Here is a 21,896-nt window from a genome sequence, read left to right on the forward strand (position 1 = left end):
CTAACCCATACTAATTGCCCGTGAGGCTTGACCATATAACACCCAAACAATCTGCCCTCAAAGCAGAGGGTGTCGATGGTGAAGTCGACAGAAAGCCGAAAATTTGCAAGAACTACAAAGCCTCTATCACGTATCCAAGGGATAGCGCCTCACCGCGAGATCCCAACCGAATTGCTTGACGACCATAGAGCGTTGGAACCACCTGATCCCATCCCGAACTCAGTAGTGAAACGACGCATCGCCGATGGTAGTGTGGTGCTTCACCATGTGAGAGTAGGTCATCGTCAAGCTCCTATACGAAACCCCAGATCGCTAACGCGGTCTGGGGTTTCTTCTTTGGCACGCGGAAACAGCTTACGTAATCGAGTAGGGTGCGCTGCGCGCACCGACAAGGACGCGGTCACAGCGGTGCGCGCGGCGCCCCCTGCGATCGATCCGCTGACGCTTCGCGAGCAGAGCTCGCTCCTACAGGTCATCAGCACTCGCCTCAGATTTAAGTATCTGCTCGCTATGGTCGTCTTGTTCTGATGAATCACAGGCTATCAATACGCGACTTCCTTCTGAATGATCTCGATTGATAACTCCTGATCCTTGCGATCCAACCAGACGTGGCGAGCACTAAGGCATTCTCCTATGCGTCAATCGAGTCGTATCACCTTCCGCTCCACCTTCCGCATCAAGATCAGTGATCGAGAAAGCGACACGCTGATCGGCTATGCGGGCGATGTTTCCGAGTGCGGGATGAAACTGCTGAGCGATACGCCGGTGGAGCCCGGAAGTGAGCTGAAGCTGCGTGTGCGCATGCGTGATCGTGAGGGAGAGATGCGTCAGGTGGATGTGAACATGATCTGCCAGTGGTCGCAGGAGAATACCCGCACGGGCTTCTTCGAAGCCGGGCTGGCCTTGCAGGAGGAGGCGGCCGAGTACGTCCGGCTGATCGAAGGCATGCGCAAGCTGCGCAAGGAAAAGGCTTAGGTGGGAGTATGGCGAGGTGATGAAGGCGATCGTTCTGGCGTGACTGTCTTCTTTCAGGGTAGGCGTGGTGGATGCGAAGCACGCATCCACCTGCGTGTTGAAACCTTGGCCAATCAGCCCAGAGTGCCGAGGATATTGATGCCAACTCGGTCCGGGATCTCGTTCTGCGACAGTACATGCAGGCCGGGGCTGAATACCCGGGCGTAGCGCGCCAGCAGCGGGCGTAGCTGCGGCATCACGGTAAGGATCGGTGGATGGCCGTCCTTGCGCAGTTTCTCCTTCACTACCGGCATGGTGTTCTGCAGCTGATTGAGCAGGCTGGGTTCTACCGGGATGTTGTCCAGGCTCACCGGGCCGGCCTGCTGGGCGATGGCCAAGGCATTGAGCAAGGTGTTTTCCAGCGCATTTTCAAGAATGAACACCGACAGCTCCTGGCGCTCGCCGGCGATCATGCCGACGATGCTGCGGCGCAGCGCGTAGCGCACGTCCGAGGCCAGCAATACCGGGTCCTTGGTCGATTCGCTGGCTTCCAGCAGCGTCGTGGCGATGGTGACGATATCCTTGAGTGGCACCTGCTCCTGCAACAGCTGGCGGTAGACGCGGTGTTGCTGGGTGTAGCTGAGCTGACTCTTCAGGCTCTCGGCCAGCTTCGGCGCCTGCACCTGCAGACGCTGCATCAGATGATCGACGTCGTCGTGCTTGAACACATCGGGTAGATGCTCACGGATGACCTTGTTCAGGTGCGTGGCGATGACGCTGGCACAGTCGATCACCTGGTAGCCGAGATTCAGCGCACGCGCCTTGTCTTCTGGCTGGATCCACACCACCTGCATGCGGTAGGCCGGGTCGACACCGAGAATGCCGTCGATCTCGCCATAGAGCTCCGGTGAGGGGATAGCCATCATGCGATCGGCATGCAGCTCGGCGCTGTCGATCTTCTCGCCATTGATCTGGATGCTGTACTGCGAGGCTTTCAAGCGCAGGCTGTCGCGGATATGCACTTCCGGCAGCAGGAAGCCCAGGCTTTCCGACAGGGTCTGACGTACGCCGCGCACGCGCTGGGTCAGAGGTGCGCCGGCGGCTTCGTTGACCAGGCCGACCAATTTGTAGCCCAGCGACACGGACAGACGCTCGACCAGCGGGATGTCCTCCCACACCATGTTCTGCGCACGTTCCTGTTCCATCGCCTTGCCCAATGCTTCGACCTGTTCGAGGCTGGCGGCTTCAGTGGGTGGGCCGTTGCGCGAGACCATCCAGGCGATGAACGCCACCAGGGCGGCGAAGCTGATGAACGCCAGGTGCGGCATGCCTGGCACCAGCGCCAGGGTGAACAGAATACCGGCCACGGTATAGAGCAGTGCCGGCTGGGCCAGCAACTGACGGTTCACCTGCTGGGTGATGTCCGAGGATTCGTTGATCCGCGTGACGATGATCGCTGCTGCAGTGGACAGCAGCAGTGCCGGAATCTGCGCCACCAGGCCATCACCGATGGTCAGCAGGGCATACTGCTGGAAAGCCTGGCCTGCACCCAGGTCGTAGACGAACAGGCCGATGGCGAAGCCGCCGAACAGGTTGATCAGGAGGATCAGAATGCCGGCGATGGCATCGCCACGGACGAACTTCGAGGCGCCGTCCATGGCCCCATAGAAGTCGGCCTCCTTGGCCACTTCCGCACGGCGGCGCTTGGCTTCGTGCTGCTCAATCAGGCCGGCATTGAGGTCGGCGTCGATGGCCATCTGCTTGCCCGGCAATGCATCGAGGGTGAAGCGCGCGGTGACCTCGGAGATACGCTCGCCGCCCTTGGTGATGACGATGAAGTTGATGATCATCAGGATCACGAACACCACCAGGCCGACGATGAAGTTGCCGCCGATTACTACCTCACCGAACGATTCGATGACCTTGCCCGCGGCCCCCGTACCGGTGTGCCCCTCGAGCAGCACGACGCGGGTGGAGGCGACGTTCAGGCACAGGCGCAGCAATGTGGTGATGAGGATCACCGTGGGGAACAGGGAGAAATCCAGCGGGCTCTTCGATGACACGCTGACCAGCAGCACCAGGATGGCCATGGCGATGTTGAAGGTGAACAGGGCATCGAGCAGCACCGGTGGCAGCGGCAGGATGACCATGGCCAGGATCGACAGGATCAGCACCGGAATACCGATGCGGCCGCTGCGGAAGGTGGGCGCGAGTTGCTGCAGTAGGTTCATGAATCAGCCCCTGTTGGCCAAGCTGTCGGGAATCGGGAGGTTGCTCGCCAGTTCTGGCTTGCTTCTGCGCCCCTGGCGCCAGGCCTTGAGCTGCAGGATGTAGGTCAGCACATGGGCCACCGCGGTATACAGCGGGGCCGGGATCTGCTGGTTGATTTGGGTGGTGAAGTAGATGGCGCGTGCCAGTGGTGGAATTTCCACCACCTCGAGTTCGTGCTTCTTGGCCATCTGACGCATGTACAGGGCGGTTTCATCGACGCCCTTGGCCAGCACGAAGGGAGCGGCGGCCTTCTTGATGTCATACTTCAGCGCCACGGCGTAGTGCGTCGGGTTGACGATGACCACGTCGGCGTTCTTGATCACTTTGCTGATCTGCCTTTGCAACATCTGCCGTTGCAGCTGCTTGATGCGCGCCTTGACCTCGGGGCGGCCCTCCTGATTCTTGTGCTCCTCCTTGCGCTCCTGCTTGGTCATGCGCATCTTCTTGAGGAAGAAGTAGCGCTGCAGCGGGATGTCGATGAAGGAGAACACCACGAAGATCAGCATCAGGCACAGGGTCAGGTTGAAGGTCAGGTCCAGCGCCGCCGAGATCGCCTCGAGCACGCTGCTGCGCTGCAGGGCGACCAGGTTCGGGAGGGCCGCGCGCACCAGAACGTAGCCGACGCCGAGCAGCACCAGTACCTTGAGGATCGATTTGAGCAGTTCACTCCAGTTCTGCGCCGAGAAGATCCTGCCGAGGCCGGTGATGGGATTGAGCTTGCTGAGCTTCGGCGCAAAGTTTTTCGCGGAAAACACCCAGCCGCCCGGCACCAGCGACAGCGCCACCACCAGTACGGAAGTGAGCAGCAAGGGTGACAGCAGTTTGATGAACACCAGCATGTTGTAGCCAAGCAGGGTGTCGAGATCATCCAGGCCGATCTCGCTGTGGCCGAACTGGATATAGGACAGGCGGAAGCTGTCGCTGAGCCCTTCCAGAAAAAGCCCGGCGCTGAACTTGAGGATGAACAGGGTGGCGATCAGCGAGATGGTGGTCGACAGGTCCTTGGAGCGCGCGACCTGGCCATCATCCTTGCTCTTTTTCAGTTTGTGCGCGGAGGCTTCTTCCGTTTTCTCCTGGCCGCTGTTCTGCTCAGACATCGCCGCCCTCGCGCAGAATCACGCCGATGCCGTTGAGCAGCTCGCGGGTCAGGTGCAGGTAGCTGTCGGGCAGGTTGGGCAAGGTCAGATAGATGCACAGCAGGCCCATCAGAATGCTGATGGGAAAGCCCAGGGAGAACAGGTTCATGGCCGGCGAAATGCGGTTGAGCAGGCCGAAGCAGAACTGCACCAGGGTCAGGCAGAACACCACGGGCAAGGTGACCAGCACGGCTGCTGCCAGCACCCAGGCGAAGGCCTGCACGAAGCTTTGTGCGCCCAGGTAATGCAGGCCGCTGCCTACCGGCCAGAACAGGAAACTCTGGTACAGCACGCTGACAGTGACCAGGTGGCCGTCGATGGCGAAGAACAGCAGCACCAGCAGGATGAAGTACAACTGGTAGATGATCGAAGACGACGACACGCCGTTTACCGGGTCGTTGTAGCGCGCCATGCTCATGCCCATCTGCGTCGACACCACTTCACCGACCAGCATGAAGATGGTGAACACCAGTTGCAGGGTCAGACCCAGCAGCACGCCGAAAGCGATCTGCTCCAGTGTGGTCATCAGGCCTTTCAGTGACAGCGGATCGATCTGCGGTATGTCTGGCAGTGCTGCGCCAAGGGCTACGGTCAAGGCCAGGGCGAGGAGGATACGCACGCGCACCGACACCGCCTTGTGATTGAACAGCGGCGCCATGCTGAGCAGGGCAACGATGCGGCAGAACGGCCACCAGTAAGCCTGCAGGCTGGTCAGATACTGGCTGGCATGCAGCACGGGTTCGGACATGCGTCAGCCCACCAGATGACCGGCCTGCTTGAAGGTTTCGATGAACAGATCCCCCAGCGTGCGCAGGATCCAGTGGCCGGCGAACAGCAGCATCGCCAAGGTGATCAGCAGGCGAGGGAGGAAGCTGAGCATCTGTTCGTTGATCTGCGTGGCCGCCTGGAAAATGCTCACCAGCAGGCCGCCGAGCAGGCTCGGCACCACCAGCACGCAGACGATGATGCCGGTGATATAGACCGCATGAGCCACCAGCTCGGCGGCGTGTTCGGGCGTGAGCATCGCGAAGCCTCGCTAATAGGGCTGAATACTGGTGGTGAGGGTGCCGACCAGCAGCGTCCAGCCATCGACCAGAACGAAGATCATCAGCTTGAACGGTAGCGAGATCATCATCGGCGAGAGCATCATCATGCCCATCGCCATCAGTACGCTGGCCACCACCAGGTCGATCACCAGAAAGGGCACGAAGATCATGAAACCGAGTTGAAAGGCGGTCTTCAGCTCGCTGAGCACGAAGGCCGGCAGCAGCAGGGAGAAGTCCAGTTGGGCCAGGTCTTCGGGCATTTCCTCGCCGGCCAGGGCGACCAGGGTTTCCAACGAGTTCTTGCTGGTCTGCGCCAGCATGAACTGGCTGATGATGCGCTTGCCTTCGCCCAGACCCTGTTCGAGGCTGATCTGGTCGGCCTCGAAGGGCACGTAGGCCTCGGTATACATCTCCTGCCACACCGGGCGCATCACCAGCAGGGTGAGGCACAGGGCGATGCCGACCAGCACCGGGTTCGGTGGGCTCTGCTGCAGGCCGATGGCCTGGCGCAGGATGGCCAGGACGATGATGAAGCGGGTGAAGCAGGTCATCATCATCAGCATGGCCGGGAGAAAGCCCAGCAGCGTCATGATCAGCAGGATCTGTAGCTTGACGCTCAGGGTCTGGCCATCTTCGCTGTCGTTGAAGTTGAACAGGGTGATGTCGCCGCCGGCCGCCTGGGCTAGCAACGGGCAGCACAGGGCTGCCAGCAGCAGGCCGGATTGCAGCAGACGGCGCAGCATCACACGCCCAACCCGCTGAGGCCGCTACCGGACAGCTCGACGATGCGCAGGCCGTAGTTGCCGTTCATCACCACCACTTCGGCCTTGGCGAACAGCGCGCCGTTGACCTTCACGTCCAGCGGTTCGCCGGCCAGCTTGTCGAGGGCGATAACGCTGCCGGCGTCGACGTCCATCAGCTCCTTGAGGGTGATCTCGGTGGAGGCCACTTCCAGGGTGACGTTGACCGGGATCTTGCCGAAGAAGCTCAGATCCTGCTGCGGCAGGCTGGCAGGCGCTTGCTCCGGGACGGAGTCGCTGACGGCCTCATCGAGATTGAGGCCGGCGTCATTGATCAGGCTATCGAAATCGTTATCGGAAATGGGGCTGCTCATGGGGTCTTCACGCTCTCAAGAGAAGTCAGGAACAAGGAGCCGTCGTCTTCGAAGATGGCACCGCGAAACAGCTTCTGCTGGTTGATCTGTACATCGCAGCGCTCCAGCAGGCGCATCGGCAGGATGTCGCCGGGGCGCAGGGCAAGCACTTGCGACAGGGGCATCTGCAGGCTGGCCACCACGCAGTCCAGACGCACCGGCAACTGGCGAATCTGATTGAGCGAGTTGCCGCTCTGGGTCATGGGGGCCGGTGTTGCCAGGCGGCTGGTCAGCTCATCGACCAGCTGCGTATCCAGATAGATGAAGATCGATGCCTGGCTGCCGGTGATATGACTGGTGAAGTGGAACTCTGCCACGTACTCCCAGGCCGCTTCTTCATAGGTGTTGTCGTAAGGCTCGAGCTTGCCGAAGGTCTGGCCGGCGAGAATCGAACGGGCGAACAACTGGGTCACGTCCAGACCCAGACGCGTACGCATGCGCTGCTCCGAGGTACTCACTGGCGGCGCTTCATGGTTGGGCAGGCAAGTGCCGCCGTAGTAACACTCCAGTGCTTCGGTCAGCAGGGCGCGGTCCATGGCGAAACCGACCTTGCCCAGCGTCGAGCGATAGAGGCACTCGGCATCTTTATTCACGTGCTCGTGAACATCGACTCGCAGCAGTTCAAGATTGATCCGATAGTTACGCAGAAAGTAGTCACTGATAATTCGCGGGTACTTACTGGAGAGCTCGCGAATATAGTGGGGAATCTTGTGGTAATGCCGGCCAAGTTTCTGCGGTTTCAACCGGGTCAGACTGTCGGCGGGCACGCCATGAAGGACTTTTTTAATCCCGGTCATGTTGTGGGCTGTATTCCTGGTTGTAACTGCGTGTGCACCATCGAGTGCATTCGATGGGCGTGCAGAGGACGTTTTGATATGCCGGCGGGCGTTGGCAGCAGTGCCTTGGCCATGGCGTCGAATTCATCCGGGAAAAGCGCGCAGGCCCGTGATGACGAGGAGGAGTCTAGGCTGAGGGAGGGCGAGAAATTAAATCAATAGATATCAAATGCTGTTTTTGATAGCGGCTTGCCAGCATTGATAGGAAATAACAACAAGTAATTCGGCGAATTTCTGTGCGCTTGTTAACGTTCGCGCCGTGATCCGTTGCGCGTATATAGAGCACGCCGCCAAGTGCTGCCGAAGTTGACCAATACAAGCGACGGAAAGTTTCGAAAGATTAAGGGGCCACGTGAAAAAAATCTGTCATCTGTTTGGCAGTTTTGTACACAGGGTCGAATGCCGCCGCCGGGCTCATGAAAGACATCGGGTGATTTACCTTGAAGCATTCAACTCAAACGGTAAGTTACGCCTGCGACGAGTTGTTCAATGAACAACTGGGGCAGCAACATATAGTCGTGATCGGTCAGGCCGATGCGGCCAGCGAGCGCCTGTTGACCGGTGGTTTGCTGCGCCAGGGTTTTCAGGTACGCCGCTTCGCCAGCTGTCTCGAACTGGACCCGCGGGCACTGGAAAGCGCCAGCCTGGTGCTGGTGTTCGTCAGCAGCCTGGCGGGCAACACCCTTTATGCACAGGTAGGCGCCATCCTGCGTCAGGTTGGCCGCGTCGGTGTAGTGCCAGTCGTGGAATATGCTGACCAGGAGAAGGCTGCCGCGTTGCTCGAACTCGGCTGTGTCGACTATCTCCTAGCACCGTTCAGCGAAGCCCAGCTCAGTGCGCTGCTGCGCCGTCAGGAATCGGCCAGCGCTGGCGAAGAAGGATTCGTTTCCTGCTCGCAGGCTGGTCGCCGTTTGCTGGCCATGGCCCAGCGGGTTGCCATGACTCGCGCGCCCATTCTGATCACCGGCGAGACCGGCACCGGCAAGGAGCTGATGGCGCGCTACATCCACCGCTTCTCGGCGCAGGACGATGCGCCGTTCATTGCGGTGAACTGTGCGGCGATCCCCGAGCAGATGCTCGAATCCATTCTCTTCGGCCATGAGAAGGGTGCCTTTACCGGTGCAGTTAGCGCTCAGCCAGGCAAGTTCGAACTGGCCAATGGCGGCACGCTGTTGCTTGACGAAATCGGTGAACTGCCACTGGGCCTGCAGGCCAAGCTGTTGCGCGTGTTGCAGGAGCAGCGCGTCGAGCGTCTGGGCGGGCGTCGAGAAATCGCCTTGGACGTGCGCATCATCGCCGCCACCAACCGTGACCTGCAGCAGGAAGTGGCCGAGGGCCGCTTCCGTGCCGACCTGATGTTCCGTCTCGATGTCCTGCCGCTGCATATCAGCCCGCTGCGTGAGCGCAAGGAAGACGTGCTGGCCTTGGCGCGTCGCTTCATTCGCCAGTACGCGCCGCAGGACGCGCGCCACGAACTGCTCACTGAAGATGCCTGCCGCGCGCTGCTGGCGCATGACTGGCCGGGTAATGTGCGCGAGCTGGAGAACTGCCTGCAGCGCGCGCTGATTCTGCGCAATGGCCTGTACATCCAGGCTCAGGACCTGGGCCTGAGCGTACCTGTGAGCAGCGCGGCAGAGCAGGCGCCACGTCTGCAGCCGCAGGCGCTCGAGGGCGGCAAGGCCGCCTTGCGCGCCAGCGGCAAGTGGGCTGAGTACCAACACGTGATCGACACCATCCGCCGTTTTGGCGGGCACAAGACCAAGGCCGCCGAAAGCCTTGGCATGACCCCGCGCGCACTGCGCTATCGCCTCAACGCCATGCGCGAGCAGGGCGTTCAGATTCCCGTCTAGGAGAAGCAAAGGATGAATTCGATTAGCCAGGTGCAGCAGGACCTGCTGGGCCGTATGGAGCAACTGAAAAGTCTCAGCGAAGCGACGCCGATCAAGCCGGCGCAAGCCTTTGCCGTACAGCCTGGCGAGCCCGGGTTTGCTGCGGCTTTCGACAATGCGGTGCGTGCGGTGGACGCGCAGCAGCACCGTTCCGGCGAGCTGATGGCAGCCGTGGACAGCGGGCAGAGCGATGACCTGGTGGGGGCGATGATCGAGAGCCAGAAGGCCAGTGTTTCGTTCAGCGCGCTGATGCAGGTGCGCAACAAGCTATCCAGCGCTTTCGACGACATCATGAAGATGCCGCTGTAAGCGGATCGGGGACTGACGCGTGCTGCAGACCATAAGAAGCAAGCTGCCTGAACACGGGCTGAAACTCGATCCACGCATGACCCTGATCGGCCTCGCGCTGATCGCCGCCTTGCTGGCGGTTGGTGTGGTGTTCTACCTCTGGCGCGACCAGGGCTCGTTCCGTCCACTGTATGGCAGTGGCGAGGCCTATCCGGCAGCCGAGGTGATGCAGGTGCTCGACGGTGACGCGATCAGCTACCGCCTGCATCCGCAGAGCGGTCAGGTGCTGGTACGCGAGGACCAGCTTGGCCGCGCGCGGATGTTGCTGGCGGCCAAGGGCGTGCAGGTGAAGGTGCCGGCCGGCTACGAGCTGTTCGACAAGGACGAGCCGCTGGGCACCAGCCAGTTCGTCCAGGATGTGCGCCTCAAGCGCAGCCTGGAGGGGGAGTTGGCGCGTACGGTGATGGCGCTCAAGGGCGTGGAGGGTGCCCGTGTGCACCTGGCGCTGCAGGAGAGCAGCTCCTTCGTGGTCGGCAAGCGCGAGCCGGGCAAGGCCTCGGTGATGCTGCAGCTGGCGCCTGGCTACAAGCTGGCGCCGGAGCAGGTCAGCGCCATCATCAACCTGGTGGCTGGCAGCGTGCCACAGCTCGATGCCGGCAATGTCCAGGTCGTCGACCAGTACGGCGCACTGCTGTCGCGCGGTATCGACACGCTGGGCGGCCCGGTGCAGAACTGGCAGGTGGTCGACGACTACCAGAGCAAGGCCGTGGCCAATGCCGAGGCGGTGCTGGCGCCGGTACTCGGCGGCGGTAATTACCGTATCAGTGTGTCCGCCGATATCGACTTCAGTCAGAAGGAAGAGACCTTCCAGTCCTACGGCGAGACGCCGCGCCTGCGCAATGAAGTGCTGCGCGACGAGAGCGTGCTCGACCAACTGGCCCTCGGCGTTCCCGGCTCGCTGGCCAATCGTCCGCCGCAACCCGCGCCGGAGCCGCCTGCCGATCAGGCGCAGGCGGGTGCTCCGGCGGAGCCTGCCAACCAGGCGGCGACCTCGCTGCGCAAGGAGTCCAACCGCCAGCTGGATTACGACCAGAGCGTCACGCACGTCAAACATGCGCCCTTCAGCCTGCGTCAGCAGAGCATCGCCGTGGTGCTCAATGCCGCTGTGGCGCCAGAGGGTGGCTGGACGCCCGAGGCGCGCGAGGAGCTTACGGCCATGGTCAAGAGCGCGGTGGGCTTCAATCAGGCGCGCGGTGATCTGCTGACGCTGAGCGTCTTCCCTTTCACCGATGCCGGTATCGGCAGTGCCGGAGACGAGCTGCTGCCCTGGTGGGAAAACGCCAAGGTGCATGATCTGGCCAAACTCGGCGTGTTCGCCCTGATCAGCCTGCTGCTGTTGCTGATGGTGGTGCGCCCTGCGGTACGCAGCCTGAGCCAGCGCAGCCAGCCTGGTATGCCTGTGGCGGTCGAGGGCGACGACCAGCTGGCGCTGCACGCCGAACGCGCGGCGGAGCGCCTGCTGGCGCGTGTTGGCGACGATGCGCCGGGCGCTACCGTGCTCGGCGAACTCAGCCCCCTGTCGGAGATTCGCCTGCCGGCGCCCGGCTCGGGTCTGGAGCTACAGATCGAACACTTGCAGATGCTGGCCAAGAACGATCCCGAGCGTGTCTCGGAAGTCATCAAACAGTGGATAGGGCGTAATGAACGAGACCTCAACCCAGCCTGACGGCCGCGGTGGTTCCACCGCCAAGGAAATGCGCCTGCGCGTGCAGAAGCGCTCGCTGAGTACGTCCGAGCAGGCCGCCATTCTCATGCTGAGCATGGGTGACGAGATTTCTGCCGGCGTGCTCAAGCACTTCTCGCGCGAGGAAATCGTCAGCATCAGCCAGGCGATGGCGCGGCTGTCCAACGTCAAGCAACCGATGGTTTCCGACGTCATCGGCCGCTTCTTCGAGGACTACAAGGAGCAGAGCAGCATCAAGGGCGCCTCGCGTGGCTACCTCGACGGCATGCTCAGCAAGGCGCTGGGCAGCGAAATCACCCGTTCGCTACTCGACAGCATCTACGGCGAGGAGATCCGCGCCAAGATGGCCAAGATGGAGTGGCTCGACCCCAAGCAGTTCGCCGCGTTGATCGCCAAGGAGCACGCGCAGATGCAGGCGGTGTTCCTCGCCTTCCTGCCGCCGGGCATGGCCAGCGAAGTGCTCGAATGCATGCCCAAGGAGCGCCAGGACGAGCTGCTGTATCGCATCGCCAACCTCAACGAGGTCAACAGCGATGTCATCGCCGAGCTGGAGCAGCTGATCGAGCGCAGCCTGGCCGTGCTCAGCACGCAGGGCTCGCAGGTGCGCGGGGTCAAGCAGGCGGCGGACATCATGAACCGCTTCAAGGGTGATCGCGGGCAGATGTTCGAACTGTTGCGCGCCCATGACGATCAGTTGGTCGAGCGCATCGAGGATGAAATGTACGACTTCTTCATCCTCTCGCGGCAGAACCAGGACGTGCTGCAGGCGCTGCTCGAAGCCGTGCCGCTGGAAGAGTGGGTGGTCGCCCTCAAGGGTGCCGAGCCCGAACTGGTGCGTGCCATCACCGGTGCCATGCCCAAGCGCCAGGCTCAGCAGATGGAGTCGATCAACCGCCGCCAGGGCCCAGTGCCGTTGAGCCGCGTCGAGCAGGTGCGCAAGGACATCATGGCCGTGGTCCGCGAAATGTCGGCCAGCGGCGAGCTGCAGGTGCAGCTGTTCCGCGAACAGACGGTGGAATGAGATGACGGTCAAGGTAATCAGCGGCGACGCCCGCCCGTGGCGCGCCTATCGCTTCCCCCCGCGCAGCAGCCAGCCAGCCGTGGACTGGAGCGGCGATGCCGCCGGCCTGCAGCGGGCCATGGCCGATGGCTTTCAGCAGGGCATCGAAAAGGGTTACCAGGATGGCCTGCAGCAGGGCGAGGAGGCCGGGCGTCAGGCCGGCTTCGAGCAGGGCCGCGACGAGGGCGTGAGGCTCGGGCGCGAGCAGGGACGCAGTGAAGGCCGTCGCGAATTCGAACTGGCCGCTCAGCCGCTGCAACAGATCAGCGAGAAGGTCGAGCAGTACCTCGGTGAGCTGGAGCACAAGCGTCGTCAGGAACTGCTCGAGCTGGTGAAGAAGGTCTCGCAGCAAGTCATCCGCTGCGAACTCACGTTGCATCCGACCCAGTTGCTGGCGCTGGTCGAGGAGGCCCTGACCAGCATGCCGGGTGAGCCCGAGGACGTGCAGGTATTGCTCAGCCCCGAAGAATACGCGCGGATCAAGGCGCTGGCGCCGGAGCGCGCGGCGAACTGGAAGCTGGTGGCCGACGAGCGCCTGGCACTGGGCGAGTGCCGCGTGGTCACGCCGCAGGCCGAGGCTGACGTGGGTTGCCAGCAGCGTCTGGATGCCTGCATCGACACTCTGGCCGAACATCTGCATCTGACCGAGGCCTGATCGCGCATGCTGGATTACAAGCTCGACGAAGCGCTGCGCTCGCTCGATGGCGTGCAACTGGCCAAGGTGGCCGGGCGTCTGGTGCGGGTCTCCGGCATGCTGCTGGAGAGCCTCGGCTGCCAGCGCAGCACCGGCCAGCGCTGTCGCGTCGAGCAGGCCGACGGCAGCCTGCTGGATGCGCAGGTGGTCGGCTTCAACCGCGATATCACCTACCTGATGCCGTTCAAGAAGCCGGTCGGCCTGGCCGCCGGCTCGCGGGTGTTCCCGGCCAAGGACGAAGCACTGCTGCAGATCGACGAGTCCTGGTTAGGGCGCGTGGTCAACGGCCTCGGTGAGCCGCTGGATGAGCGTGGCAAGTTGAGTGGGCGCGACCCGTTGCCGGTCGAGCTGCCCAGGGTCAACCCGCTGCGCCGTCGTCCGGTGGAGGCCGCGCTGGATGTTGGCGTGCGCGCCATCAATGGTCTGCTGACCCTCGGCAAGGGCCAGCGCGTCGGCCTGTTCGCCGGCTCCGGGGTGGGCAAGAGCGTGCTGCTGGGGATGATCACCCGGCAGACCAAGGCCGATGTGGTGGTGGTCGGGCTGATCGGTGAGCGCGGGCGTGAGGTGCAGGAATTCATCCTGCATTCCCTCGGCGAAGAAGGGCTGCGCAAGGCCGTAGTGGTCGTGGCACCGGCCAACGAATCACCGCTGATGCGCCTGAAGGCCACCGAGCTGTGCCACAGCATCGCTGCCTATTTTCGTGATCAGGGCCAGGACGTGCTGCTGCTGGTCGACTCGCTGACCCGCTATGCCATGGCCCAGCGCGAGATCGCCCTGGCCCTCGGCGAGCCGCCGGCGACCAAAGGCTATCCGCCGTCGGTATTCGGCATGCTGCCGGAGTTGGTGGAAAGCGCTGGCAACGGTGAGAGCGGCAGCGGCAGCCTCAGTGCCATCTACACCGTGCTGGCCGAAGGCGACGACCATCAGGACCCGATCGTCGACTGCGCGCGGGCGATTCTCGACGGCCATATCGTGCTGTCACGGCGCCTGGCCGACGTCGGCCACTACCCTGCCATCGACATTTCCGCATCGGTCAGCCGCTGTATGAGCCAGGTCGGCGAGGCTGCGCATCTGGCGGCCGGGCGGCAGTTCAAGGAGTTCTACAGCACCTTCGAGAAGATCAAGGAGCTGATTCCGCTGGGCGGCTACACCCCTGGTATGGATGCCAAGACCGATCGCGCCGTGCAGCTGGCGCCCAGCCTCGAACGCTTCCTGCGTCAGGAGGTCGGCAGCGGCGCCGAGCTCGGCGCCAGCATCGCCACCTTGCAGAGCATCATCAAATGAAAGAACAGCTGGAAGTGCTCGGCCGTCTGGCCAGCCTGCGTGGCAACCGTGTGCAGCAGATGCTCGGGCGGGTCAGCTATCAGCAGAACCTGTGTCAGCGTTATCGCAACAACATCACCGGGCTCAGCCGCTTGTGCGGTTTCAGCGTACCGATGACCACGCCGCTGCAGCGCGACAACCAGCAGCGCTACAAGGCGACGCTGTACAAGATGGTCGAACTGCAGCGCCGCGAGCTGGCGCTGGCCGAGGAGAACCTGGCGCGCATTCAGGGCGAGCTGCTGGCGGCGATGCGCAGCGAGAAGGTCATCACCCAGTTTCTCGAGGGCAAGATGGGCGAGTGGCAGGATCTGCTTGCCCGTCAGGAGCAGAAGATCCAGGATGGCCTGGCCGCGCAGGCCTGGTGGCGAGCCCAGGTCGGTTAATTTTGCACGACGCGTTTAAGTTCTTGCCGCGCCCGGTCGCTCTTAGGCCATAACACCACGCGAGTTGGATTCGAATCATGGAAATCAGCAGGCATCTCAAGCCCAGCCTTAACCCGGCCAGCGACGCTCCGGCACAGGTACAGAGCGCCCGTGCGCAGTCGAGCGGCAATGCTCGTGCGAGTGTCAGCCAGGAGCCGAGTCTGGAGCAGCTGCAAGACGCCTTGCGCAGCCTCCCCGAAGTCGACCTGGACAAGGTTGCCCAGCTCAAGGCGGCACTGGCCCGCGGCGAACTGAGCAGCGATCCGGCCGCGTTGGCCGGCAGCATGCTGACCTATCACAGCGGTAGCGATGCGTGACCACCGCGCGTGAGCAACAGCTGCTGCTGGTCGTCGAGCAGGACCTGGAGCAGGACTGCGCCGACTATCTGGTCCTGCGCGGGCTGATGCAGGAGCTGTATCAGCAGTTGCTCAAGCGCGACAGTCAGCAGATCGATCTGCTCAACGAGCAGATCCTGCCGCTGGTCGATCAGGCCAAGGCCCGAGCCGAACGCCGCAGCAAGGTACTGGCGGCCTTTGCGCTGGGCAGCGGTCATAGCGCGATGCAGAAGCTGCTGGCGCGTTATCCGCAGGCCCAGCGCAATCACCTCATCCACACCTGGGAGCAGCTCGGCCAACTGGCCGGCCAGTGCAAGCGCCTCAACGAGCGCAACGGCAAGCTGCTGGCCATGCACCACGAGATTCTCGAACAGCTGCTCGGCGAGCCGGGCTCGGCGCAGTTGTACGCGCCGCAGCCGTATTGAGTGACTTCGCCTGCGCTGGTTGTTGTTGGTGGGCTGAAGCGGACCGCCGCCCGGCCCACCCTACGTCCCTGCAGCTCATGTCCAGGTCTCAAAGCGCCTGCCACGCCGTGCTAGACTCGCGCGCTTTCGATCCGTGGTGATTTCCTTCCGTGCCTCACGCCGCTCTCGCCCATCCGCCGCGCTGGCTGACCAATGCCCAGCTGCATCCGCAGCCTTCTGCCGGTGTGCGCGACTGGCTGTTCAACGAGGATTCGCTGACCCGGCGCTTGACTGCGTTGTCCGCTGACGGTTTCTCGGTAATGCCGTTGCAGGAAGGCTGGCAGCGCCTGCGCGTTGACGAGTGTGCGCTGCTTGGCGTGGCCGACGGCAGCCAGGGTTGGGTGCGTGAGGTGTACCTGCGGGGGCACGGTCAACCCTGGGTATTCGCCCGTAGCGTTGCCGCGCGCAGCGTGCTGGAGGGTTCCGGGCTGAATCTGGCGGAGCTGGGCAGTCGCTCGCTGGGTGAGCTGCTGTTCAGCGACCGGGCCTTCGATCGCGGCGAGTTGCAGGCCTGCCGCTATCCGGCGGCCTGGCTGCCGCAAGAGGTGCGCGAAGAGCGCCTGTGGGCGCGGCGCTCGTGCTTCAGCCGTGGAGCGCTGGGTGTATTGGTCGCCGAGGTGTTTCTGCCGGCGTTCTGGCAAGCGGCAGGTGTCGAGGCGTAGGCACCATCAGCGATCCGCGCGTCTGTGACGGTGGATGAAAAAAGCGTCGACTACGCGCCCCGATCCACCCTACGCCACCAACCCTCGTATAATCCGCGCAACCTGCACGGAGACGCTTTGATGTACACCCGCCTGCTGCAATCGACCACCCGCCTGCACCCGCGCGCCTGGGACTTCATTCAGCTGATGCGCCTGGACAAGCCCATCGGCATCTATCTGCTGTTGTGGCCGACCTTGTGGGCGCTGTGGGTGGCAGCCGAAGGCGTGCCGAGCGCGAAGAACCTGTTCATCTTCGTCGCTGGCGTGATCCTGATGCGTGCCGCGGGCTGCGTGATCAACGACTACGCCGACCGCAACTTCGACGGTCACGTCAGCCGCACCAGGGCGCGTCCGCTGGCCAGCGGCAAGATCAAGCCGCGCGAGGCGCTGGTGCTGTTCGCCGTGCTGGTGGCGCTGAGTTTCGTGCTGGTGCTGTTCACCAATGCCACCACCATCTGGCTGTCGTTCGGTGGCCTGGCCCTGGCTGCCTGCTATCCCTTCATGAAGCGCTACACCTTCTACCCGCAGGTGGTGCTCGGCGCGGCCTTCTCCTGGGGCATGCCGATGGCCTTCACCGCCGAGACCGGCAGTCTGCCACCTGAAGCCTGGCTGCTGTACATCGCCAACCTGCTGTGGACCGTGGCCTACGACACCTACTACGCCATGGCTGACCGTGAGGACGATCTGAAGATCGGAGTCAGGTCCACCGCCATTCTGTTCGGCGACGCCGACCGGCTGATCATCGCCATCCTGCAGGGGTTGACGCTGCTCTGCCTGCTGCTGGCTGGCGCACGTTTCGAGCTGGGCCTGTACTTCCATCTCGGTCTGCTGGTGGCCGCTGCCTGCTTCGCCTGGGAGTTCCACGTGACCCGTCGTCGCGAGCCATTGGTGTGCTTCAATGCATTCCTGCACAACCACTGGGCGGGGCTGGCGATCTTCGTCGGGATCGTGCTGGATTACGCCTTAGGTTAAGTGCTGCCGCGCATCTGTCATATCGCTGCAATAATTCCGTTATCTAATGCGCGCAGACAGTTGAACGAACCGAGGCAGGACCATGGTTGGCAAGAACATCCTGATCGTCGATGACGAAGCACCGATCCGCGAGATGATTGCGGTGGCCCTGGAGATGGCCGGTTACGAGTGCCTGGAGGCGGAAAACACCCAGCAGGCCCACGCCGTGATCGTCGACCGCAAACCCGATCTGATCCTGCTCGACTGGATGCTGCCCGGCACCAGCGGCATCGAACTGGCCCGGCGCCTCAAGCGCGACGAGCTGACCAGCGATATCCCGATCATCATGCTCACCGCCAAGGGTGAAGAGGACAACAAGATCCAGGGCCTGGAAGTCGGCGCCGACGACTACATCACCAAGCCCTTCTCGCCGCGTGAGCTGGTGGCCCGCCTCAAGGCTGTGCTGCGTCGTGCCGGGCCCAGCGACAGCGAGGCGCCGATCGAGGTCGGCGGGCTGTTGCTCGATCCCATCAGTCATCGTGTCACCATCGATGGCAAGCCGGCCGAGATGGGCCCGACCGAATATCGCCTGCTGCAGTTCTTCATGACTCACCAGGAGCGTGCCTACACCCGCGGCCAACTGCTCGACCAGGTCTGGGGCGGCAACGTCTACGTCGAGGAGCGTACCGTCGACGTGCACATCCGCCGTCTGCGCAAGGCGCTCGGTGATGTTTACGAAAACCTGGTACAAACCGTGCGCGGGACTGGGTATCGTTTCTCCACCAAGGGTTGATCGCTAGCGCGGTGTTTCTGCGCCCACGTTCTTCTGACAAGGATGCGCTCCATCGTGAATCAAGACTGGCGTGGCGCCGTGGTGCGCCGCCTGTTGCTGCTGGTTGGCGCCTGCCTGCTGCTCGGTTTCATCACCGGTGAATATGCCTGGGTGCTGGCCGTGGGGCTGGCCATTCATCTGGGCTGGACCCTCAGCCAGCTGCTGCGCCTGCACAAATGGCTGCGCGAGCACAAACCCGACGAGCCACCGCCGGATGGCTACGGCCTGTGGGGCGAGGTGTTCGACAGCATCTACCACTTGCAACGCCGCAACCAGAAGGCGCGTGGCCGCTTGCAGGCGGTGATCGACCGTGTGCAGGAGTCCACTGCCGCCCTCAAGGATGCCGTGGTGATGCTCGACAGCCAGGGTAATCTGGAATGGTGGAACCGCGCAGCCGAGACCCTGCTGGGCCTGAAGACGCCGCAGGACAGCGGCCAGCAATTGGCCAACCTGGTGCGCGACCCGCGTTTCAAGGACTACTTCGAGCGTGGCAACTATGCCGATGCCCTGGAGATTCCTTCGCCGATCAATGATCGCCGCCGCTTGCAGTTCCATATCACCCGCTACGGCAATCGCGAGCACCTGTTGCTGGTACGTGACGTTACCCGTCTGTATCAGCTGGAGCAGATGCGCAAGGATTTCGTCGCCAACGTCTCCCACGAGCTGCGTACGCCGTTGACGGTGATCGCTGGCTATCTGGAGACGCTTCTGGACAACGTCGAGGCGGTCAATCCGCGCTGGCTGCGCGCATTGCAGCAGATGCAGCAACAGGGGGCGCGCATGCAGACCCTGCTCAACGATCTGCTCCTGTTGGCCAAGCTGGAAGCCACCGATTACCCGTCGGACAATCAGCCCGTGGCGGCCGACCTGATGCTGCTGTCGATCAAGAACGATGCCCAGGCATTGTCTGGTGAGCAACAGCATCGCATCAGCCTGGAGGCCGATCCGCATCTGAAGCTCAAGGGCAGTGAGGCCGAGCTGCGCAGCGCTTTCTCCAACCTGGTGTTCAACGCCGTGAAGTACACCCCGGCCGGAGGCGATATCCGTATTCGTTGGTGGTCTGACGAGAAGGGCGCACACCTGTCGGTCAGCGATACCGGCATGGGCATCGAGGCCAAGCACTTGCCGCGCCTGACCGAGCGCTTCTACCGGGTCGATTCGAGCCGTGCCAGCAATACCGGTGGCACCGGGTTGGGACTGGCTATCGTCAAGCATGTGCTGCTGCGTCACCGTGGCAATCTGGAGATCAGCAGCGTTCCTGGCAAGGGCAGCACCTTCACCTGCCATTTCGCCCCGGCACAGGTGGTGCAGCGCGCGCGCTGAGTGCTTGCATTCGCCGCGATGAAGCTCCAACCTCTAGCGATCTTTGGCCAATCCGAACCTTCATGGACCCCTCCACGAGTCTCCCCGCTTCTGCCTACTTTGCCGATTTCGGCCTCATGCTGTTCGCCCTGTTCCTGGTTCTGCTCAACGGCTTCTTCGTCGCCGCGGAGTTCGCCATCGTGCGTCTGCGCGCGACCAAGGTCGATGCCCTGGCCCAGGCCCACGGCTGGCGCGGGCACATCCTGCGCACCGTACACAACCAGATGGACGCCTACCTCTCGGCCTGCCAACTGGGCATCACCCTGGCCTCGCTGGGGCTTGGCTGGGTCGGTGAGCCGGCCTTCGCCGAGCTGCTGACGCCGCTGCTGGTGGCGGTTGGTGTGGAGTCACCCAAGCTGATTCACGGTATCGCCTTCTTCACTGCGTTCTCGATCATTTCCTACCTGCACATCGTCATCGGCGAGCTGGCGCCCAAGTCCTGGGCGATTCGTAAGCCGGAACTGTTGTCACTGTGGACGGCAGCGCCGCTGTACGCCTTCTACTGGCTGATGTACCCGGCGATCTTCGTGCTCAACGCCAGTGCCAACGCCATCCTGCGCATCGCCGGACAGGGCGAGCCGGGGCCGCACCACGAGCATCACTACAGCCGCGAAGAGCTCAAGCTGATCCTGCATTCCAGCCGTGCCACCAGCGACAACGACCAGGACCTGCGGGTGCTGGCTTCGGCTGTCGAGCTGGGTGAGCTGGAGGTGGTGGACTGGGCCAACTCTCGCGAGGACCTGGTTTTCCTGGAGCTCAACGCCAGCCTGGATCAGGTGTTCACCACCTTCCGCCGGCACAAGTACAGCCGCTACCCAATCTTCGACGAGAGCAAGGGCGAGTTCGTCGGCGTGCTGCACATCAAGGACCTGCTGCTGCACCTGTCGCTGCTGGAGATGCTGCCGTCAGCGCTCAAGTTGGCGGATCTGATGCACCCGCTGGAGCGCGTCAGCCGGCACATGCCGCTGTCGCAGCTGCTCGAGCAGTTCCGCCAGGGCGGCGCGCACTTCGCCTTGGTCGAAGAGGCCGACGGCAAGGTGATCGGCTACCTGACCATGGAGGACGTGCTCGAAGCACTGGTCGGCGATATTCAGGACGAACACCGCAAGGCCGAGCGCGGCATCCTCGCCTACCAGCCGGGCAAGCTGCTGGTGCGCGGCGACACGCCGCTGGCCAAGGTCGAGCGCCTGCTCGGTGTCGACCTCGACCATATCGAGGCCGAAACGTTGGCCGGGTTGATCTACGAGACCCTCAAGCGCATGCCTGACGAAGAGGAGGTGCTGGAAACCGATGGCCTGCGCATCATCGTCAAGAAGATGAAGGGGCCCAAGGTGGTCCTGGCCAAGGTGGTCAAGCTGGACTGAATTCACTGGGCGCCCCGTTCTGCAAAAACAGCCAATACAGACTGGCCATTCGGTCAGGTTTTTCTCGCCAAATCCAGGCCCGTTCAGGGCCTGTTCAGTTTCGCGACCGTTCATCAGGTTTGCCGAATCACTCCCTGCATCGACAGTCTAGGTACTTGCGTCCCACCTCCGGTGGGCGGCGTTATCTACTCATTGCCAAGGAAATCGTCATGCAGCTGTCCAGCATAACCCCCAAAGCAACACTCGCCCTGTGCCTGGCGGGCGCCTCGCAGGCCTATGCAGACTCGGTCACCGACCCCATCTCGACCTTCGGTGTCATCGCTTCGCACAACCAGTACAAACTCACCGTGGACGATGAAAGCGATAAGGAGCGCCTCAATCAGGGCGGCCTGTTCTACCACTTCGGTAACAAGCTGACCGGGCAGGAAGGCTTCATCTACCAGGCGGGGATCGAAGGCCAATACCGTGACAAGGACGATGTGGAATACAAGTCCGCGCGTGCCGATATCGACCTCGGCCTGCGCGCCGCGTTGAGCACCAACAACTATGTCGACGTGATCGTCGGTGGTGGTTACGACTGGGGCCGTATCGAGCAGGACGACGTCGGTCCGTTCGACAGCAACGTCAAGCTGACCAGCAAATCGCCCTTCGCCAAGGCCGGGCTCGGCTACAACTACCTGACGCCGGACTACACCCTGCGCCTGGAAGTGGGTGCGCGCTATTCCATCAACTCCGAAGCACGCCTCAAGGTCGATGGCGAAAGCGACTCCGTGGACCTCAAGGACAAGGTCAATCCCTACGGTGAGCTGACCATGCTGTGGAACAAGGGCATCAACAACCTGCCGATCAGCACCAGCCTGTACTACACCCAGACCCGCTATGAGCTCGACAGCAACAGCGCCGTCGCCGAGCGCAGCAAGCTCAAGCAGGAACAGGTAGGCCTGCGCGTTGGCCTGGCGTTCTAAGCTCGCCCAACAAACCGCCCGCGCCGTCGGGCGGTTTTCCTCGATACAGATTCCCGCTGCGCTGCAACGACGTGAGCACAAGTGAGTGTCTTCCTGCTGTGCCGCC

General features: G+C 62.7%; 23 protein-coding genes and 1 rRNA gene. 17 read left to right on the forward strand and 7 right to left on the reverse strand.

What is annotated here, in order from left to right; all coding sequences use genetic code 11:
- The first annotated feature begins 174 nt into the window (after positions 1–174).
- Positions 175–290 (forward strand): 5S ribosomal RNA (gene rrf / locus BM186_RS23330).
- A 343-nt stretch (positions 291–633) separates the two neighbouring features.
- Positions 634–975 carry a PilZ domain-containing protein gene (locus tag BM186_RS23335; protein WP_074918695.1) on the forward strand — a complete coding sequence of 114 codons (342 nt, stop codon included), beginning with the start codon at positions 634–636 and terminating at the stop codon, positions 973–975.
- A 113-nt stretch (positions 976–1,088) separates the two neighbouring features.
- Here the strand turns inward: BM186_RS23335 and flhA are convergent, their stop codons facing one another.
- The 7 genes from flhA to BM186_RS23370 are packed head-to-tail and all read right to left on the reverse strand — an operon-like array spanning position 1,089 to position 7,357.
- Complete coding sequence (gene flhA, locus BM186_RS23340; protein WP_074918696.1) at positions 1,089–3,185, reverse strand: flagellar biosynthesis protein FlhA; 2,097 nt, start codon at positions 3,183–3,185, stop codon at positions 1,089–1,091.
- A 3-nt stretch (positions 3,186–3,188) separates the two neighbouring features.
- A complete protein-coding gene (flhB, locus tag BM186_RS23345; RefSeq protein ID WP_074918698.1) occupies positions 3,189–4,322 on the reverse strand; it encodes a flagellar biosynthesis protein FlhB in 1,134 nt (377 codons plus the stop codon).
- The gene (gene fliR, locus BM186_RS23350) at positions 4,315–5,109 is read right to left on the reverse strand and encodes a flagellar biosynthetic protein FliR (protein ID WP_074918700.1); all 795 of its coding nucleotides are present in this window, start codon (positions 5,107–5,109) and stop codon (positions 4,315–4,317) included. The genes flhB and fliR overlap by 8 nt, the downstream gene beginning before the upstream one ends.
- A 3-nt stretch (positions 5,110–5,112) precedes the next feature.
- Entirely contained in the window at positions 5,113–5,385 is a 273-nt protein-coding gene (locus BM186_RS23355; RefSeq protein WP_017676096.1) for a flagellar biosynthetic protein FliQ, read from the reverse strand.
- Positions 5,386–5,397: 12 nt separating this feature from the next.
- Positions 5,398–6,150 carry a flagellar type III secretion system pore protein FliP gene (gene fliP, locus BM186_RS23360; RefSeq protein WP_017676095.1) on the reverse strand — a complete coding sequence of 251 codons (753 nt, stop codon included), beginning with the start codon at positions 6,148–6,150 and terminating at the stop codon, positions 5,398–5,400.
- Positions 6,150–6,521: a flagellar motor switch protein FliN gene (gene fliN, locus BM186_RS23365; protein ID WP_021490734.1), complete on the reverse strand. Its 372-nt coding sequence runs from the start codon at positions 6,519–6,521 to the stop codon at positions 6,150–6,152. Before fliN ends, fliP begins: the two co-directional genes overlap by 1 nt.
- Entirely contained in the window at positions 6,518–7,357 is an 840-nt protein-coding gene (locus tag BM186_RS23370) for a FliM/FliN family flagellar motor switch protein (protein WP_074918702.1), read from the reverse strand. The genes fliN and BM186_RS23370 overlap by 4 nt, the downstream gene beginning before the upstream one ends.
- 479 nt (positions 7,358–7,836) lie before the next feature.
- On the opposite strand from BM186_RS23370, the gene BM186_RS23375 reads away from it, so the two are divergent.
- The 15 genes from BM186_RS23375 (at position 7,837) to BM186_RS23445 (ending at position 21,790) form a co-directional block, all read left to right on the forward strand.
- On the forward strand, positions 7,837–9,246 hold the full coding sequence (locus BM186_RS23375; protein WP_026088489.1) for a sigma-54 interaction domain-containing protein: 1,410 nt from the start codon (positions 7,837–7,839) through the stop codon (positions 9,244–9,246).
- Positions 9,247–9,258: 12 nt separating this feature from the next.
- Complete coding sequence (locus BM186_RS23380) at positions 9,259–9,594, forward strand: flagellar hook-basal body complex protein FliE (RefSeq protein WP_074918704.1); 336 nt, start codon at positions 9,259–9,261, stop codon at positions 9,592–9,594.
- A gap of 19 nt (positions 9,595–9,613) precedes the next feature.
- Positions 9,614–11,299 (forward strand): flagellar basal-body MS-ring/collar protein FliF, encoded by a 1,686-nt coding sequence (fliF, locus tag BM186_RS23385; protein ID WP_074918706.1) that lies wholly within the window; start codon positions 9,614–9,616, stop codon positions 11,297–11,299.
- Positions 11,274–12,338, forward strand: a complete 1,065-nt coding sequence (locus tag BM186_RS23390; RefSeq protein ID WP_021490730.1) for a FliG C-terminal domain-containing protein — start codon at positions 11,274–11,276, stop codon at positions 12,336–12,338. Before fliF ends, BM186_RS23390 begins: the two co-directional genes overlap by 26 nt.
- A 1-nt stretch (position 12,339) precedes the next feature.
- A complete protein-coding gene (fliH, locus tag BM186_RS23395; RefSeq protein ID WP_074918708.1) occupies positions 12,340–13,032 on the forward strand; it encodes a flagellar assembly protein FliH in 693 nt (230 codons plus the stop codon).
- Positions 13,033–13,038: 6 nt separating this feature from the next.
- A complete protein-coding gene (fliI, locus tag BM186_RS23400) occupies positions 13,039–14,355 on the forward strand; it encodes a flagellar protein export ATPase FliI (RefSeq protein ID WP_017676087.1) in 1,317 nt (438 codons plus the stop codon).
- The gene (locus tag BM186_RS23405; RefSeq protein WP_017676086.1) at positions 14,352–14,777 is read left to right on the forward strand and encodes a flagellar FliJ family protein; all 426 of its coding nucleotides are present in this window, start codon (positions 14,352–14,354) and stop codon (positions 14,775–14,777) included. The genes fliI and BM186_RS23405 overlap by 4 nt, the downstream gene beginning before the upstream one ends.
- A 77-nt stretch (positions 14,778–14,854) precedes the next feature.
- On the forward strand, positions 14,855–15,133 hold the full coding sequence (gene flgM, locus BM186_RS23410; RefSeq protein WP_021490727.1) for a flagellar biosynthesis anti-sigma factor FlgM: 279 nt from the start codon (positions 14,855–14,857) through the stop codon (positions 15,131–15,133).
- Complete coding sequence (gene flgN / locus BM186_RS23415; protein ID WP_074918710.1) at positions 15,130–15,576, forward strand: flagellar protein FlgN; 447 nt, start codon at positions 15,130–15,132, stop codon at positions 15,574–15,576. Before flgM ends, flgN begins: the two co-directional genes overlap by 4 nt.
- A gap of 149 nt (positions 15,577–15,725) precedes the next feature.
- Positions 15,726–16,277 (forward strand): chorismate--pyruvate lyase family protein, encoded by a 552-nt coding sequence (locus BM186_RS23420; RefSeq protein WP_072426157.1) that lies wholly within the window; start codon positions 15,726–15,728, stop codon positions 16,275–16,277.
- A gap of 120 nt (positions 16,278–16,397) precedes the next feature.
- Positions 16,398–17,288 carry a 4-hydroxybenzoate octaprenyltransferase gene (ubiA, locus tag BM186_RS23425; protein ID WP_072426158.1) on the forward strand — a complete coding sequence of 297 codons (891 nt, stop codon included), beginning with the start codon at positions 16,398–16,400 and terminating at the stop codon, positions 17,286–17,288.
- Between the two features lie 82 nt (positions 17,289–17,370).
- Positions 17,371–18,060, forward strand: a complete 690-nt coding sequence (gene phoB, locus BM186_RS23430) for a phosphate regulon transcriptional regulator PhoB (RefSeq protein WP_072426159.1) — start codon at positions 17,371–17,373, stop codon at positions 18,058–18,060.
- A gap of 42 nt (positions 18,061–18,102) precedes the next feature.
- Complete coding sequence (gene phoR / locus BM186_RS23435; protein ID WP_072426160.1) at positions 18,103–19,422, forward strand: phosphate regulon sensor histidine kinase PhoR; 1,320 nt, start codon at positions 18,103–18,105, stop codon at positions 19,420–19,422.
- A gap of 62 nt (positions 19,423–19,484) precedes the next feature.
- Complete coding sequence (locus BM186_RS23440; RefSeq protein ID WP_074918712.1) at positions 19,485–20,825, forward strand: hemolysin family protein; 1,341 nt, start codon at positions 19,485–19,487, stop codon at positions 20,823–20,825.
- A 209-nt stretch (positions 20,826–21,034) separates the two neighbouring features.
- Complete coding sequence (locus tag BM186_RS23445; protein WP_074918714.1) at positions 21,035–21,790, forward strand: outer membrane beta-barrel protein; 756 nt, start codon at positions 21,035–21,037, stop codon at positions 21,788–21,790.
- The last annotated feature ends 106 nt before the right edge of the window (positions 21,791–21,896 follow it).

Origin of the sequence: Ectopseudomonas toyotomiensis (assembly GCF_900115695.1) — a bacterium.
Lineage (GTDB): Bacteria > Pseudomonadota > Gammaproteobacteria > Pseudomonadales > Pseudomonadaceae > Aquipseudomonas > Aquipseudomonas toyotomiensis.

Excerpts from the sequence above, each read along its gene's own strand:
- BM186_RS23390 (WP_021490730.1), top strand. The coding sequence starts at position 11,274 with ATGAACGAGACCTCAACCCAGCCTGACGGCCGCGGTGGTTCCACCGCC.
- ubiA (WP_072426158.1), top strand. The coding sequence starts at position 16,398 with ATGTACACCCGCCTGCTGCAATCGACCACCCGCCTGCACCCGCGCGCC.
- fliN (WP_021490734.1), bottom strand. The coding sequence starts at position 6,521 with ATGAGCAGCCCCATTTCCGATAACGATTTCGATAGCCTGATCAATGAC.
- flhB (WP_074918698.1), bottom strand. The coding sequence starts at position 4,322 with ATGTCTGAGCAGAACAGCGGCCAGGAGAAAACGGAAGAAGCCTCCGCG.
- fliR (WP_074918700.1), bottom strand. The coding sequence starts at position 5,109 with ATGTCCGAACCCGTGCTGCATGCCAGCCAGTATCTGACCAGCCTGCAG.
- phoR (WP_072426160.1), top strand. The coding sequence starts at position 18,103 with ATGCGCTCCATCGTGAATCAAGACTGGCGTGGCGCCGTGGTGCGCCGC.
- BM186_RS23440 (WP_074918712.1), top strand. The coding sequence starts at position 19,485 with ATGGACCCCTCCACGAGTCTCCCCGCTTCTGCCTACTTTGCCGATTTC.
- fliP (WP_017676095.1), bottom strand. The coding sequence starts at position 6,150 with ATGCTGCGCCGTCTGCTGCAATCCGGCCTGCTGCTGGCAGCCCTGTGC.
- phoB (WP_072426159.1), top strand. The coding sequence starts at position 17,371 with ATGGTTGGCAAGAACATCCTGATCGTCGATGACGAAGCACCGATCCGC.
- flhA (WP_074918696.1), bottom strand. The coding sequence starts at position 3,185 with ATGAACCTACTGCAGCAACTCGCGCCCACCTTCCGCAGCGGCCGCATC.
- BM186_RS23445 (WP_074918714.1), top strand. The coding sequence starts at position 21,035 with ATGCAGCTGTCCAGCATAACCCCCAAAGCAACACTCGCCCTGTGCCTG.
- BM186_RS23380 (WP_074918704.1), top strand. The coding sequence starts at position 9,259 with ATGAATTCGATTAGCCAGGTGCAGCAGGACCTGCTGGGCCGTATGGAG.
- BM186_RS23405 (WP_017676086.1), top strand. The coding sequence starts at position 14,352 with ATGAAAGAACAGCTGGAAGTGCTCGGCCGTCTGGCCAGCCTGCGTGGC.
- fliI (WP_017676087.1), top strand. The coding sequence starts at position 13,039 with ATGCTGGATTACAAGCTCGACGAAGCGCTGCGCTCGCTCGATGGCGTG.
- BM186_RS23335 (WP_074918695.1), top strand. The coding sequence starts at position 634 with ATGCGTCAATCGAGTCGTATCACCTTCCGCTCCACCTTCCGCATCAAG.
- BM186_RS23370 (WP_074918702.1), bottom strand. The coding sequence starts at position 7,357 with ATGACCGGGATTAAAAAAGTCCTTCATGGCGTGCCCGCCGACAGTCTG.
- flgM (WP_021490727.1), top strand. The coding sequence starts at position 14,855 with ATGGAAATCAGCAGGCATCTCAAGCCCAGCCTTAACCCGGCCAGCGAC.
- fliH (WP_074918708.1), top strand. The coding sequence starts at position 12,340 with ATGACGGTCAAGGTAATCAGCGGCGACGCCCGCCCGTGGCGCGCCTAT.
- BM186_RS23355 (WP_017676096.1), bottom strand. The coding sequence starts at position 5,385 with ATGCTCACGCCCGAACACGCCGCCGAGCTGGTGGCTCATGCGGTCTAT.